We start from the raw sequence: 14,631 nt of genomic DNA, 5'->3' as shown, positions 1-14,631 counted from the left end.
TAACCACATTTTTAGGCGTTGAAAACATGGTAATTTTATGAACATTTTATTTTCAATTTCAGAAAAAGGTTTAAAGCCGCGCCACACCTACAGTTTCGTACATCGGAATCGACTGCAAATTTGTACGGAAAAGAACAAGCTCCTGCACGTTCCACTGGATAGGATCGGGTCCTCTTCCGATTTCATCCAATGAAAATTTTTCGTTTCCTTGAAATTTCCGGGCGATGGTAATATGTGGACGATAGGGACGATCCTCCGGCGCAAATCCGAAGGATTGCATTTTGGACACCACCGATTGCTGAAGATGGGCCAACGCATTCAAATCTCCGCCGACCCCTGTCCATAAAATCCGGGGTGAGCTGCTTGTCCCAAACACGCCGGCATCCTGTATGCCAAGTTTGAAAGGCTTGTGCTCCCCGGCTACCTGCTGAAGCCCCTTCGTCAATTCCTCAATGCGATGAGTCGGTGTATCACCTAGAAACTGTAAAGTAATGTGATAATCCTGCGGATGAACCCATTTTTTGAAATTCACATGCTCTGCCAGCTTGTCCGCCCACTCCTGAATCCGGGAAGATACCTCGGATGGCAGATGAACGGCAACAAATAAACGATCCATAGCTCCCTCAGCCGAATGGCTCAACTAAGACACTTCCTTCCTAATCATCATCAAGCAGCCATCGGCTGCTATAAGCACCATGTTTTCGCAGTTCGTTTATAGTGTGAGCAATAGAGCCTGAAAATAAATATGAGGGGTACATCATTTCGCCTAAAAATATGATGAAGCTTCAATTTACCATAAATCGGACAATAATACATGTATAAATTTGTTAAGCGGACGGGTTCCGCCATGCGCAAAGCCATGATTTCTGATAATATGTTCCAAAGAGAGTATCGCTTTTATTCTGTATTATCATCACATTCCCCAGGAGGTAGTACCATGCCGAAAATCGTTGCCATTCACGACTTAACCACCGAGCAGCAGCAAAAAATCAAGGATATCGCCCCCGGCTATGAGCTGATCGTTACAAAAGCCAAAGAGCTTACGACAAGCATAGTTCAGGATGCCGAAATACTGATCGGCTGGTCGCGCTCCATCCAGGAGGATGTCTTGTCTGCGAACAGTAAACTCAAGTGGATACAAGCATGGTCCGCTGGCGTGGATAAAATGCCGCTTCCAGAGCTTCAGGAAAAGGACATCCGCCTCACCAATGCCAGCGGTGTACATAGCGTTCCGATTACGGAGCATATTTTTGCCATGATCCTGGGCTTCACCCGCAACCTGCATCTTTCCATCCGGCAGCAGTCGAACAAGAAATGGGATACTTCGGGTACCTTCACAGAATTGGCAGGCAAAACGATTGTCATTGTCGGCGTCGGCCAGATCGGCAGCCACACCGCACGTGTCGCGCAGGCGTTCGGCATGCGGACGGTCGGGGTTCGTCATTCCGGTAAATCAGATCCCCATATAGAAGTGATGTATAAGGTCGATCAGCTTGATAAAGCGCTGGCGGAGGGCGACTATGTCGTGAACATCCTCCCGCTGACGGATGAGACCCAGGGCTTATTCAATCAAGCACGATTCTCCGCTATGAAGGACACCGCTATTTTCATCAACGTGGGTCGAGGCCAGACCGTGGTAACCGATGATATGATTCGGGCGCTTCAGGACGGGTCATTGGCGGGTGCAGGCCTTGACGTCTTCGAGGAAGAGCCGCTTCCGTCGGATCATCCGCTGTGGGCGATGGACAACGTTATCATCACGCCGCATACGGCGGGCGATACGGATCGCTACAGCGAGCGAGCCGTGGCTATTTTCCTGGAAAATTTAAAGAACTATGTAAACGGCGAGCCGCTATCCCGCAATGTGATCGATTACAGCAAGTCGTACTAGGATCAGAGTGCAAGAAGTCTGAACATTCGTTTGAAGCGATCTTGAAGCAAATAGAAAGGTGTCCCGTGATCTGTATCCTCGGGACACCCTATTCGTTTATATAATAATCCCAATGCCGGCAGGAGTGAACATGTATGCAGCCATTTACGAAACGCGTGATCGAAGTGATCCAGAGCATCCCCGAAGGATATGTGGCGACTTATGGACAAGTAGCCCGATTGGCTGGGAGTCCGCGGGCCGCACGCCAAGTCGTTAGAATACTTCACACCCAAAGTCATATTCATAAGCTTCCATGGCATCGGGTTGTTAATGCCAAAGGCGAAATTGCCATCAAGGACGATGAGTCCAGATTAATGCAGGAGCTGTACCTGCAGGACGAAGGCGTTACGGTTAACCACCTGGGCATGATCGACTTGAAGAAATTTGGTTACGATCCTGCGGAATAGATACACACAGCCAGATTTCTCTTACAAAACTCCCCTTGCGGGTCGTGCTATGACGAAGCACCTTCCACCCCGTCTCCTGCAGATGTCCCCTTAATGGTTCCGTGCTAATGATAACCGCCCGATCTGCCAACCCGTGTAAGCTATGCAGCATCTTCAACTTCTCTTCCTCTGGGAAAACGGAACACACATTATAAGGAAGATCCAGAATAGCCGCGTCATAATGTCCTTGCCATGTATTCATATCATGAATGGCAACTATGTTGTCATCATAACCGTAATGCTTCAGGTTCACCCTTGCTCCCCGCACCGCAAGCGGGTTAATGTCACAGCCCTCGACCGAAATTCCCATCGACAACGCCTCGATCAGAACATTTCCCATTCCACAGCAGGGATCCAGCAGCATGACCCCATCGGGTTCAGGTGCAGCGATGTTAACCAATGCCCTTGCTAACCGAGAGCTAAGACCTGTGGAGTAATTTTGCGGCTTCTGCTTATGCTTCAGCCAGGCACGCGCTGGCTCTTGCAGTATGCCCAAGCGCCAGATGCCGTCTATGGATATCATCCCAAACGTGATATCGGGTGATTTCATCTGTGCTGTTCCTGCGATTCGGCGGCCTACCCTCCGCTCAAACTCGCGTAATTGATCATAAGTATAAGGATCTCCCGCCTTTAGGGAAACAACTTTGAAGGTGGCGTTCCTAAGCTGAATTTGGCCTGCTTGCTCTGCCATTTGTTCTATCGAATTGCCAGTCACCCTGACATCCAGGCAAGCGGACAGGAATGGGCTGCGATCCGGATCCACCCATTGCTCGCTTTCCAGCCAGTCCTCTCCATCCGGCATATGTCCGAACAGCTCGGCCAGCTCCATGAAGCACAGCTCACGCTCTGTTTCATGACAGGCGTAAGTATACAGATATGATGACTTATCCCTTATGGAAGAAGGGCCCCATGCAATGTCATCTTGAACGAAATTCGTCATTTATTTCTACTTCCTTCTATTATATAGGTGAGTACCCTGCATCAGCTTAAACGTACGCATTAATACATATGTGGCAGGATAAATGTTGTATGGAAATAAAATGCTGCGCAGTTTAGAATAGTTTCTTCTATTATAAAGAGAACTATATGGATTCTACTAATAGACGATAAGATGCCAGCCGCGCAGCATAATCACTCACCGGTGTAACAATCAAGAACTCGTCACATTCATACTGCTCTGCCATATTCTGCAGCCTGAGGTGCACGCTTGCAGGCGTACCGACAATAAGTCGACTAGGGCCTGGCGTCCTGGAAGCAGCCGTATCCGGACTTCCTTGTCTGGATTTGCCTGCCGGATCTCCGTTGTAGATCGGATCTCGGCTGCGGCTCCCCCCTTTATCGCGATCGGCCGATCCATAAAACTCAGCTTGTCCAATCCTGGTTGAAGCAGAGCTCTGTTCGGGAGCAGCTGCCCCCGTGTCCAAGCGGTCCGAGGGCAGCGGGCGCTGTCCGAACCCGGAAGCTTCAGCAGCAAGTTCGCCTGCTCGTTCCTCCGTCTCTGCACACACAATGCTTACTGCCACCATCGTGTGCGGTTCTCGCAGACGTGCGCTGGGCTGAAAACCTTCACGATAAGAGCGCAAAACCTCGGCACCATCCGTGTCGCTCATGAACTGGCCGAATACATACCCCGTGCCGAATTCCGCCGCATAACCGGCACTCTTCGTATTCGTGCCGAGCATCCACATAACCGGCTCCGTTACAGGAACCGGTTTCGCTGCCACCGGCACATCCTCGTAGCGATACCGGTCTTCGAGCAGTTCGGTAAGGGCCCGAATCCGATGAGGCAAATCTGCCACGTGGCCCAGGAAATTTCCGTTAAGCGCCATGCTTGTATGCGCGGAACCTCCCGGCGCCCGCCCGATCCCGAGATCGATGCGTCCGGGATACAGCGCCGCCAGCATACGGAAATTCTCCGCTACCTTCAGCGGACTGTAATGCGGCAGCAGCACGGCCCCGGAGCCGAGGCGAATACGTTCTGTCCGGGCGCCGATATGGGAGAGCAGAATCTCGGGCGAAGCGCAGGACAAGTGCTCCAGATCATGATGCTCCGCCGCCCAGTAACGACGGTAGCCCCACGCTTCCGCATGCTGTGCCAGATCCACCGCATGCAAAAGGGCCTCCTCGAAGGTGCTCTCCCCAAAACGCGGAACAAGATCAAGCACGCTAAGTTTCAATGGGTTGTTCATAAGCTCCCTCCTTCTCCTGACCCCTAATCCAGATCGTAGATCGAGCCAACCTTCAGGCCATATAACTCGTTGTATATTTTCTCGGCAAAGGCATCCGTCATGCCCGCGATATAATCAATCACCATATGCTCCCATGTCCAGATCGGGTGCGCCCGCTTCTGATCCGCTTCATAACGCTGAAGCCAATCCGATGGAATGATGGCCGTTGAGGCAACAGGATCAAGAAAAGCGTCCCACAGGCGCTTAATAATCCACTCACTGCGTTTTTGCAGACGCTGGACCCGCAGGTCGCGAATCATGGTCACCCAGGCGAAACTTTTCAGGACGCTGACCGTGCGCAGCATATCCTCGTCCTCCGCACCGTCTCTGACAAACGTCACCTTTTTCCAGTCCCCGTTCGTGATCACGCCCAGGCTGCCTACAAACAGACTCACCCAATAGGCCTTTACCTCGCGCCGGGTACGGGAATAGTCATTCTCACAGGTCGGCATCTTCTCATTCCAAATCTTGAGGAACTCATCCAGCACCGAATCCACCTTCGGATGAATCTTCTCAGGGGTCCAGCCCTTCCACACCTCGTCCTCCAGCGTCATGATCTTCTCCACGATCAGCTTGTTCAGATGACTGTCCCGCAGAAAATGCTCATGGACCTCAATCTTTCCGGCTTTAATGCCATCCTCCAGATCATGCGCGGAATACGCGATGTCATCACAGAGGTCCATCAGCTGCGCTTCGAGCGTCCGATACGCGCCAGGAATTTGCCAAGCCTCCCGGATGTGGGAGATATATTCCCATTCATGCCGGTACATCCCTTTCGGATTCACCAAACCGGAGAACGGATATTTATTAATTCCAAGCAGAACCGCATCGGACAGGTTGAGCCCGTTCACGTTCTCTCTTTTCTCCAAAAACATGATCAGCCGAAAATTGTGCGCGTTCCCTTCAAAATGCTCATATTTTCGACGCATCGCCCGCTGCACTTCAGCAGCCTGCTCCGGTGTCGGTGTACCCGGCTGACGCGTCAGCTCCTTCTCGGTTCTGCGGTCGATGAGTTTCTCCAGAATGCCCTGGAGTACCTCTTCACCCTTATGACCAAATGGAGGATGTCCAAAATCATGGGCGATTGCCGCACATTCCACCACCTCGGGATCAATCATCAGGCCCGCATTCTCGGCTTGTTCCGGCAGCACTTCAGGATAATGACGGGTCAGGCTTCGCGCCGCTTCCCGTGCAATCTGCGCAACCTCCAGTGAATGCGTTAAGCGCGTTCGGTAGTAATCGCCGGTGCCTGCACCGAATACCTGTGACTTCCCCTGCAGCCTGCGGAACGTCGGCGAATGGATCAGGCGGGAATAATCCCGCTCGTATACTGCGCGCGAAGCATCGGACTTCGTCTGCTCCGGGTATTGGCGATGCTCTCTAAGCTCCCTCAGTCTCATTTTCCCCACTCCTGTTTATCTGTTTATGGTCGATTCTGAATTGTTCGTTCCTTAGATTATATGCCATCTCGCTTCTGAAAGAAAAAGGTTATTCCTTCTGTACCCGTTCCCTCATTGTATACCCCTATCGTAACGCCTGTTATCCGCTGTGGAGGATTTTCCTTCATATACCAAGCTTCAAACACCGACACGGTGAGCAGACTCTCCCTCTGCCAAGCATTTCATGTTATGTAAAAAGGATGGATTGGAGCGTAATAAAGCTTACATTATGTAAAGCACCAGATGCTTCTAGGATCACACAAAACCCGTACCGAATGAAAAGGCCGCCTATTGGCGACCCCAGTGTTTCACAATAAGTTTTTTTCTGCCAATACGGCTGTTAGATGCTGCAAAATTAGCGACGTTTCGTATGTCGTAAAACAGTGCTTGTCACTTACTCTCGTTATTAAAGACCCCTACCCGGTGCAGGACAGTCATGATTCGGTAAAAATCGAAGCTGCCTTCCGGGTCATTCAAAACCTCTGCCTGCTGAGCAGCCTGTATCGCGGGTTCTGCCCAGCTTGGAACTTTTGCAGACTTTCCACTCTCTATGTCCTTGAGCCTGGAGTTCATTTGCTTCATGGTATTGCTCTGTTCTGTTAACATTTTCAATGCGGAAGCATACTGCTCGTTAAGCTGACGTACCTGCTCTTGTGTCTTTTGCAGCTCCGCTGTTAATTGTTCGATTTTCATGCCTTCCTCCTCCTCCGGACTGGGTACATCATACTGATGAAGTGTGTTTTGCTCCATAAGGGAGATCAGCTTTTTCGGATAATTGGGATCTGTAGCGTAGCCTCCCTTCCATATCTCCGTAGCTGCCGTTTTATAGTCCGCCCATAACACGCCATGGTAACGCATTGGCTTGTCTCTCGTTCCATTCAGGATGAGGCGCGTATGATCAGCAACCGATTCGCTCCAGCTGTTATACTTGCGGAACTGGGCGTTGGTTGTATAAGGTGTCTGCCCCCGGTATTCCGTTGTCTGCATGGTGACACTTCCCGCCGGACCGGTTCCCTTGATACCGAACAGATTATTTGCTTTTTGCGTGAGACCGCTCGTTCCCCAATTCGACTCCAAAATAGCCTGGGCCAGCGTAAGTGAAGCCGGTACCCCGTATTTACGCATGTCCTGAACAGCAATAGGGGCAAGTCGGGCAATAAATTCAAGAGGCTTCATTCTTTTTCTCCTCCTTTCCTTCGGTTTGCTTGTCCCCTTCTTCGGATTTGATCTGGAACACCTGTACCACATTACGCAGGGACTGAGGGATCGGTACTCCCATTCGCCCAACGTTCTCAATAATAGACAGCAGCTCATTCGCAAGATAGAAGAAAATCACGGTATTCTGAAAATAATTCATCTCTCCCAGCACCCGGTCCACCAGATGCATCAGGGCGATGATGAGAAAAATGGTCATTTTTCGTGCAATACCAGTATAACCAATGCGGCTGCGCAGCTCACCGTTCATCCAGGCCGCGCCCCATCCAGTCAGCCAATCGATCACCACGAACCATAACAACAGATGCAGCGGCAGCGACCACCCGCCCCAGACGTACCCTGTCACGGCCCCCGTCCCCGCCACCAGCATCTTAAAAATCTGACCGATGTGCTCATACATAATTGCTCCTCCTTTATATGGTTTTGAGGGTGTGAAAAAGCCCTCGGTGAGCCGAGGACTGGATTGAAGTTAGAATTGAAGTTATTCATAGCTGATCCTAATAGAGATCACCTTTTTAGTATGTGCACCACTTCGCATGCGGATCATGCTTCCGATCGCTGTTGCCCCCAGATTTTCTTGTAACTTTATCGATAGGGTTAAAATCCGTGGACAAAGGCGACCGCTTCGCTTCTCCAGCCTGATTCCGCCTTCTCCGTTGAAGTCTGGTTTACTGTAGAGTCATTCAAAGCAGCGTTTAGTAGACCTCGCCAGTAATAACTTCGAATTCTTCTGGCGTGATTACACCGAATGAAACATACAGTCTCAATTGGGGCTTCTGCGCCCATTTTTTTTCATAGTAGTATTTCAATCGTTCAAAATCGTTCTCAAACATCGTCTCCCGCTCCTTTCGTTCAGCTATTTTCAAGTGACAGCAGCCGCAATTCAAGCCCTACGATTTGAGCGCCCTGCGCCTCATTCTGCTGACGCAGTTCCAAGGCTTCCAGTTCTCGTGTCACCATCTCGCTGCCTAGGCGATCCACTTCATTGGCTTCCTGCGGTTGAGGTTTTGTTAGCTCCTCGATTTCTTCCGGGGTTAAGCCTTCAATCCATAGAGTCGGCTGAGGTGTGGACTCCAGAACCGGCATTTCGCCGCGTTCTTCCTTCGACAGTGCTTGCCACTCCGAAAGGACTCGTTGGTATGAGTCTTGAGCTGCGCTTATGGCAGACTGGTATGCACTCCAGGCTGCGAGATCAAAACACGGGCGGTACAAGCCGGGAGTTGTCGGGATGCCTACAATGTAGCCCGAGAGACTGGAGTCAGGGTCGTTTGACGACTCATCTTCTGGTTCTGTAGCGTCTACTGTTGTAGAAACGTCAGGTTCAATGTGGGAATAAAAAGGGACGACACCGGAAAAGGCATCGTCCACAAGTGTGTCCTCTAAATAGAGGCCGTCTGTATTTACTTTAGGTACGGCTTTCATGTGATACCTCCTTATCATTCTTCCAAGAAGACTATATTATCCAATGATATTGAAATACTACTAGTTAGTACATCAATAACTAGACGACCATCAGCAAGCAACGCTAGAATGCCCGTGTTTCCACTGGAATAAACCACAAACAACTTACGTTCTTTAGGTCGGTAGCCCTCTGGTAAAGTTAATATAGTTGTTCCGTTTGCTATGGCCCCTGCGGTGATTGTTCCCTTTAAAATAACGAATCCGTGCGTTTTTATAAACCCGGCAGCAGCATTGCCACCACCGAAATTCACCCACCCGTTCAACAACGTAGGTGTAATCCACCCCGGTGCATCGTTATCCGCCTTTTTGTTCATCAGCACAGATACAGTGGTCGCATTCTTCTGCACGGCGTCGGTCAGTTCATGGAGCATGGTTTTCTCGCTAGCTGCGTAGGATCCGGTGAGTGGGGAGATAGGCAACTTGTCTAGCATCAGGTATGTGGCGGAGTAGGCTGCGGATTGATTGAAATCTGACGGTAAAAATCTTACGTGCTGTTTGCCATATGCATTAGCATCATTTTCGATCTTTACGGAATTATCAACGTGCCCATTGCGGTAAACCCTCAATATGAGAGACACCTTATTCTTTAGTAAGCTTCCACTTACTGCTGTATTGTTGATATAGTAATTTCCATTAGCCGAATAGTACGTAGGCTTCGCTGACTCCCGCAGCACAATCCCCGTCCCCACCTCAATCTGATTTTCGCCTACATTAAACGTCAGCATGCCTTCGGAAACGATAGGCTCGACGATTGACGTTGCGAGTTGGTATACGAGTTGGTAAAATCCAAAATCTCGTATAAATTCAGGATAGGTATCTTTAGGCACATTCAATGCGACACCACCCCAAAAATCACCATTTAGTGCTCTTTTTGCCCAACATTTTTGAAGTCCATCAGTTCTATTGTAAACACCGTCTCCATTAGGATTTGTCGACCCATCATACATCTTCCAGCCCATAAAATACGCCTTAATCTCGTCGGCTGTCGGCGTGTAGTTATCGCCCCATCCGCTATCGGTGTTGGAAATAACAATGTAAAATAGCCCATTTGTACGATTATTTAGAAACGAGTCAATAATGTCTACACTGCCTATCTCCCCTAGAATTTTCCCGTCATACTTCGCAGCATAATTTCCAAATGAAGTTCCGTCCATAAATTCCGAACAGATTACGCGTTTCATGCCACTTTTGGATAAGGTTTGCTCTATTCTCCAATCATGTGACCCATCAAGCTCGACCTTTTTCCACTTTGCCAGCTTGAAATACTGCCCATCCTTTTCAAACACTTCGTCAGCATTCGCACCCGTCAGCGGATCGGCGTATAGATCCGTTTGCAGCGCGAGCATGGAGTCTTCACGCGGTTTGAACGGTTTGGGAGTGGAGCCGATGTTGAGCATTATATTTTTGACAACATAGTCGCCAACTTCGGCGCTGTCGGGTACTACAATACGGACTTCCATAGTTTTGATATTCGCTGGCGTGGTAAATGTATCGAGGCCAGTACCCGTCCCAGAAATAGAGGTTCCGATCGTGTCTAATACAGTTCGCCCTTCATTGTCGTACCCCATTACATCCACATACACTCCACTATATTTTTCTTGACCATTCATAGTAACTTTCGCCCGGAGTGTGTAGATAGTATTCGGTATAGCAGAAACGAGATTAGAACCATACTGCACTACCGTTGAACCCGTTGCTTTGATTAAAGCAGAATAAGCTGACATTATGCTCATAGAACTACCGACAGTACCCTCATATAGTGTAGGGGCCAAATTCTCCCCATACCGGATTACATACGGGTTTCGTACAGGCTGAACACTATCGACGTATGGGTACTTGGCGGCGATTTGTTCTGGTGTCATACTGTCAAGTGCAGTGTATTCAGTGGCAGATATCTCGTATATTCGAATGGAATCATAGTTTCCCGACTGCCCATCCTGAATATATATTTCATTGCCTAATGAATCTTTTAGCTGCAATCTAGCAACAACTTTTATTACGGCTGTTGGCTTAAATTTTAGAACGACAGGTTTGAAGCTTGCTGTATCCTCCACTGTATTTGATGCTGCATAAATATTGTTAGGTTGATTGTTTGAGTCTAACCCGTATATCCTCATGTAGGCTTTACTTTTATTATTTGATGGCTTAGCCATTCCTACCAGGATGTAATGAGCATCCACCTTTACAGGTATTCCCTCGTGGTCAATATAATGCTCGGATGATGCGGTTCCCGTAGCTGAAACTTTTAGAGAACTTGAACCCCCTTCCTTCATGCCGGTATCGAGCATTACCGATGTTTGATACGCTGCGGACCATCTGTTTACAGATTCAAAACCCCCATCCCGCCCGAGCAAATTCACCAGCGTCCGCCCTTTAATCCCGCTCAACTTAAAAGGTGCGCTCCGCTCTGCGTTCACGATCTGGAGCCCTGGCTGCAGCACGACTTCCCTGCGTTCTTCCGTGTCCAGGCGCTTTTCCAAAGCGCCGATTGCTTCACTGGCTGCACCCGCGAACTGATCTACGGCATCCGCGTTCTGATCGATATACTTATCCAGATCGAAATACGTCGTGGACGGTGAGGTTCGATCGATTTTGTTTAATCCGATATTCGGTGTAACCGGATTTGTCATTTAAGCTCCTCCTCCCAACAATCTGTCTTGTGTTGTTCCTGATATTTCATCAAAGGTCATGCCCTCCACCTCGGCTATCGTGAGATAACGCAGCGCGTAATCGACAGTCATATGCGCAGGTTTAATCTCCTCAATGGCCGATTTCAGATCGCTTAAATTCGGGGGAATGCCCAGCGTATCCCGAAAATGAATTGTCACTTTATACGCATCCGGCTGTACGGTTACTTCGATGCTGCCCCGCTCGTAGGCCTGCGCCACGTTTTTGAGCATGCTGGCCGACACTTTCCCGCTCCCCCGCATCTTCGAGATAATAACCGAGCGCCGCTGCTCTATCGGCTTGGACAGATTCACCGGAATGTTCAAGTCCTGCTCATATCGGGACAGCGCCCAGGTAGCAGTCTCTGGATAATACTGATCCAGCAGATCCTCAAGTTCCTGCGTCAGCTTGTCCAGCTCGGTCCCTTCGGCTCCGGCGATGGCTTTCATCTCCCGAACATCGTGATAAAAGGACGGCAGGTAACTCAGCCAAACCTCCGCTTTGCTCATTGGACCGTCACCGTCCCCAAGACGGCTACCGCTTCCGGGTGAATGGGAATGCTGTCCGTTCCTCCATTAATGGTCAGTACCTCATAGTCGATTACCGCGGGTATGTCCAAAATCACGTTGGCAATCCGGTTAAACCGGACCAATGGATCGGACATGGCGAGATCTTTAAGATACTGGCGAACCCCCTGCTCAATCGCTTCCTGCACGCCATCCATGCCGGCTCCTTCCAGAAGCGTAACCTGCACTTCGATATGAACGGGCACTTCATTCGCGCCAACAACGGTAACCACCGAGCCGACGGGAGCCGCTCCTTCGCCCATCCCATCCATGGTCGGATCGATGTACTGCTGCACCGATTCCACAACAGAAGGCGTCGGCGATCGCATCTCATTGTCGAGCAGCACGACCTTCACGGTACCCGGACCATTCCACAACGGAAAAGCCCTGGCTTTGCCAACTCCGGCCTTTTCTCTGGCCCACAGCTCATATTGATTCCGGTTCGCGCTGGTCACGGGACGAGCGATTTTTTCCCGGTAACGGTCATACAACGCTTCGTCCGACTCGGTATCTTCGCCTGGTACCCACAGTTCCATCAGCTCTGCCTTCACCAAGCCTTCAATGTATTCCAGTGGCAGCAGCGAACCGAAGCGGCGGTTGCCATCCTTCCCGATCGTCTCGCATTCCACAATATATTGACCCGCTTCCAGCCGGGTAATGACCTTATAGTTCAGCGGATCCAACGAAAACCGGCTTCCCAGCGGTACATCCACCGGGACACCATTACTGCCAGAAAAGTGCCCCAAAAGCTGCGCTTTAGTAGCCTGCTTCCGGGTCAATCCCGACCACGCAATGCTCCGATCCAAATATTCACCCGATGCCGTAGCGGCAAATTTCAGATTCATGGAATATCCCAATTCCGCGTACATCTGAGCAAGCTCAGCAGCAGAAGGTGCCAACGCATCGTAGATGATGCTGCCCTCTCTTTTGTCCATGCCGTCCGGAATCCGATCCAGCATCCGCTCCAGAATGGCTTCATACGTCTGTTCCTCTACCATCCTCCCTCACCTCCTTCGTCATATTGAAAGTCCCATACAGACTCCGAACCGTAAATTCCGCCATCGCCTGCTCGCCCGCAAAAGTGATATTCATATCATCCACGGACACAATCCGGTCATCCTGCAGCAGCGCTTCCTTGATGTGCCTCTCGATTTCGGCATAAGCCCACAGCGGGTCACGCCCGATGACGGAATCCAGCTCCTGCCCGTAGTTACTGCTATAGATCAAATGCTCAAACCGGCGGGTCTGAAGGATTTTTACGACAGCCTGCTTAACAGCCTCAAGACCGTCTATGTGACCGGATATCGAGCCTTCCTCCAGGTTCAATTGGTACGTCAAACTGGGCTGCTCCAGCGTTTCCACGATCTCACTACCCGGTAGAATCGTTCCTCCCTGCGGGATCATGACGGCTTCACCAGCCGATCCAGCACGAGGTATGTCTGCCCGCCCTGATAACGAATTAGCAGCACTGTATCCCCAATCTCCAGCCCTCTGCGAATGTAATACTCTTCGCCGCCGATGTTCAGCTTATACTCGGTCATCGACTCGCCGATAACCAAAAAATCCTCCGTCAGGCTGAAACGCTGATCCACGTTCACCTCCAGAGGATGTACAGATGTGACTGTGCCGTACAGCACCGCCATCGGATTCGTGCTTCCTACGGCGCTGAGACTGGCTTTTTTGATAATATCCAGCATTCCTGCTTACACCACCTTCATATTGAGCGACATCGTGTGCGTACCGTCCGAGAATTTATGCGTACATTCATCGATGAGGTACGGCTTCAGCCCTTCTTCGGGAAGATTGACATAAATCGTGTTTCCCGCACGGACCCGCAAGTCTCCCATAGCCTCAATCGACAGCGTCTGCTGCTCCCTGTTCTTCAGTTCGAGCAAATTCTGTGCCAGCTGCTTCAATTGGGCCGGGTTCATGTTCTCGTCTGCCACCTCGTACAGCTGCAGCAAGCCCCACTGGGCGATGTTCTGCCCATGCTGGTACATATACACGTCCCGCTTCCCGCTCTCCTTGTTGTCCCGCACGACTTTAACGCGGTTGTACGTTTCGTTGTCGATGCTTTTTTTATATGAAAAATCCGTCATCAGGCTGTCTTCTCCAACAGCGAGCATGAGCAGCATATCATTGATGTTGCGAAGTGTCAGTTCACCATACTGGTCATAAAACATATAATACTGCTTGGTCGCAATCAGCGTGGACTCCAGCGTCTTGCAGATTATATCAATCAGCTTTTTGTCTGCTTCCAGCATCGCGGGAATCGTATGGCCGGTTTGGGCCAGCGTGCCTGTTTTCAGATTAAAATCTTTGGCAATCTTGCGAATGATTTCCTCTACCTTGGCATTGGTGAACCGATAGGTGTCGTTGCTGGACAAATAGCGCAGCTGGTCGTAGGCCATCAGTTTCACCTGGGCGTCCAACCCCCATTCTTTTGAAAAAACATAGCCATAAAATAGGTCCTTGTTATCCTTGCGGAAACGCACAATGTCACCGTTCTCCACGTCAAATTCCTTGCTCTGCGCCAGACCATTGTTGACGTAGTTGATATCAAGACTCGCCGGCTTTGCCTGACGGCTTGTTTTCCATGTAATATCCGTTACGATCTGCCCCAGATCCCACACGCTTCCATTCTTTCGGTCAATCATCAGCTCGATCATGCAGCCACCT

Annotated in this window: 16 protein-coding genes; 2 read left to right on the top strand and 14 right to left on the bottom strand. The window is 50.2% G+C overall.

Annotated features, from left to right (window positions below; genetic code table 11):
• Positions 1-70: 70 nt before the first annotated feature.
• The gene (thpR, locus tag M2277_RS20385; RefSeq protein ID WP_036640722.1) at positions 71-640 is read right to left on the bottom strand and encodes an RNA 2',3'-cyclic phosphodiesterase; all 570 of its coding nucleotides are present in this window, start codon (positions 638-640) and stop codon (positions 71-73) included.
• A 297-nt stretch (positions 641-937) separates the two neighbouring features.
• On the opposite strand from thpR, the gene M2277_RS20380 reads away from it, so the two are divergent.
• Positions 938-1,891 carry a D-2-hydroxyacid dehydrogenase gene (locus M2277_RS20380; RefSeq protein ID WP_063477708.1) on the top strand — a complete coding sequence of 318 codons (954 nt, stop codon included), beginning with the start codon at positions 938-940 and terminating at the stop codon, positions 1,889-1,891.
• A 134-nt stretch (positions 1,892-2,025) separates the two neighbouring features.
• Positions 2,026-2,337: an MGMT family protein gene (locus M2277_RS20375; protein WP_036640726.1), complete on the top strand. Its 312-nt coding sequence runs from the start codon at positions 2,026-2,028 to the stop codon at positions 2,335-2,337.
• Here M2277_RS20375 and M2277_RS20370 read toward each other — a convergent pair.
• The 13 genes from M2277_RS20370 to M2277_RS20310 form a co-directional block, all read right to left on the bottom strand.
• Positions 2,282-3,316: a TRM11 family SAM-dependent methyltransferase gene (locus M2277_RS20370; RefSeq protein WP_280755449.1), complete on the bottom strand. Its 1,035-nt coding sequence runs from the start codon at positions 3,314-3,316 to the stop codon at positions 2,282-2,284. The two genes, M2277_RS20375 and M2277_RS20370, sit on opposite strands and share 56 nt — an antisense overlap.
• A 142-nt stretch (positions 3,317-3,458) precedes the next feature.
• On the bottom strand, positions 3,459-4,565 hold the full coding sequence (locus M2277_RS20365) for an LLM class flavin-dependent oxidoreductase (protein WP_063477709.1): 1,107 nt from the start codon (positions 4,563-4,565) through the stop codon (positions 3,459-3,461).
• Between the two features lie 23 nt (positions 4,566-4,588).
• Positions 4,589-6,004 carry a deoxyguanosinetriphosphate triphosphohydrolase family protein gene (locus M2277_RS20360; protein WP_063477710.1) on the bottom strand — a complete coding sequence of 472 codons (1,416 nt, stop codon included), beginning with the start codon at positions 6,002-6,004 and terminating at the stop codon, positions 4,589-4,591.
• 429 nt (positions 6,005-6,433) lie between these two features.
• On the bottom strand, positions 6,434-7,219 hold the full coding sequence (locus M2277_RS20355) for a glycoside hydrolase family 73 protein (protein ID WP_280755448.1): 786 nt from the start codon (positions 7,217-7,219) through the stop codon (positions 6,434-6,436).
• On the bottom strand, positions 7,206-7,658 hold the full coding sequence (locus M2277_RS20350; RefSeq protein WP_006212518.1) for a phage holin family protein: 453 nt from the start codon (positions 7,656-7,658) through the stop codon (positions 7,206-7,208). The genes M2277_RS20355 and M2277_RS20350 overlap by 14 nt, the downstream gene beginning before the upstream one ends.
• Before the next feature lie 295 nt (positions 7,659-7,953).
• Positions 7,954-8,091: an XkdX family protein gene (locus M2277_RS20345; RefSeq protein WP_081742784.1), complete on the bottom strand. Its 138-nt coding sequence runs from the start codon at positions 8,089-8,091 to the stop codon at positions 7,954-7,956.
• A gap of 19 nt (positions 8,092-8,110) precedes the next feature.
• Positions 8,111-8,680, bottom strand: coding sequence for a hypothetical protein (locus M2277_RS20340; protein ID WP_280755447.1), 570 nt, complete (start codon positions 8,678-8,680; stop codon positions 8,111-8,113).
• 14 nt (positions 8,681-8,694) lie between these two features.
• Positions 8,695-11,349 (bottom strand): hypothetical protein, encoded by a 2,655-nt coding sequence (locus tag M2277_RS20335; RefSeq protein ID WP_280755446.1) that lies wholly within the window; start codon positions 11,347-11,349, stop codon positions 8,695-8,697.
• Complete coding sequence (locus M2277_RS20330; RefSeq protein WP_280755445.1) at positions 11,350-11,895, bottom strand: YmfQ family protein; 546 nt, start codon at positions 11,893-11,895, stop codon at positions 11,350-11,352.
• Positions 11,892-12,950, bottom strand: a complete 1,059-nt coding sequence (locus tag M2277_RS20325; protein WP_280755444.1) for a baseplate J/gp47 family protein — start codon at positions 12,948-12,950, stop codon at positions 11,892-11,894. The genes M2277_RS20330 and M2277_RS20325 overlap by 4 nt, the downstream gene beginning before the upstream one ends.
• Positions 12,928-13,356 (bottom strand): contractile injection system sheath initiator, encoded by a 429-nt coding sequence (locus M2277_RS20320; protein ID WP_280755443.1) that lies wholly within the window; start codon positions 13,354-13,356, stop codon positions 12,928-12,930. The genes M2277_RS20325 and M2277_RS20320 overlap by 23 nt, the downstream gene beginning before the upstream one ends.
• Entirely contained in the window at positions 13,353-13,649 is a 297-nt protein-coding gene (locus tag M2277_RS20315; protein WP_280755442.1) for a DUF2577 domain-containing protein, read from the bottom strand. Before M2277_RS20315 ends, M2277_RS20320 begins: the two co-directional genes overlap by 4 nt.
• A 6-nt stretch (positions 13,650-13,655) precedes the next feature.
• A complete protein-coding gene (locus M2277_RS20310; RefSeq protein WP_148246516.1) occupies positions 13,656-14,621 on the bottom strand; it encodes an XkdQ/YqbQ family protein in 966 nt (321 codons plus the stop codon).
• Between the last annotated feature and the right edge of the window lie 10 nt (positions 14,622-14,631).

The sequence above is a fragment of the Paenibacillus sp. LBL genome, assembly GCF_029893715.1.
Classification (GTDB): Bacteria; Bacillota; Bacilli; order Paenibacillales; family Paenibacillaceae; genus Paenibacillus_AQ; species Paenibacillus_AQ glucanolyticus.
Note: the sequence above shows the minus strand (reverse complement) of the source record. Positions and strands in the feature narration are given on the sequence as shown.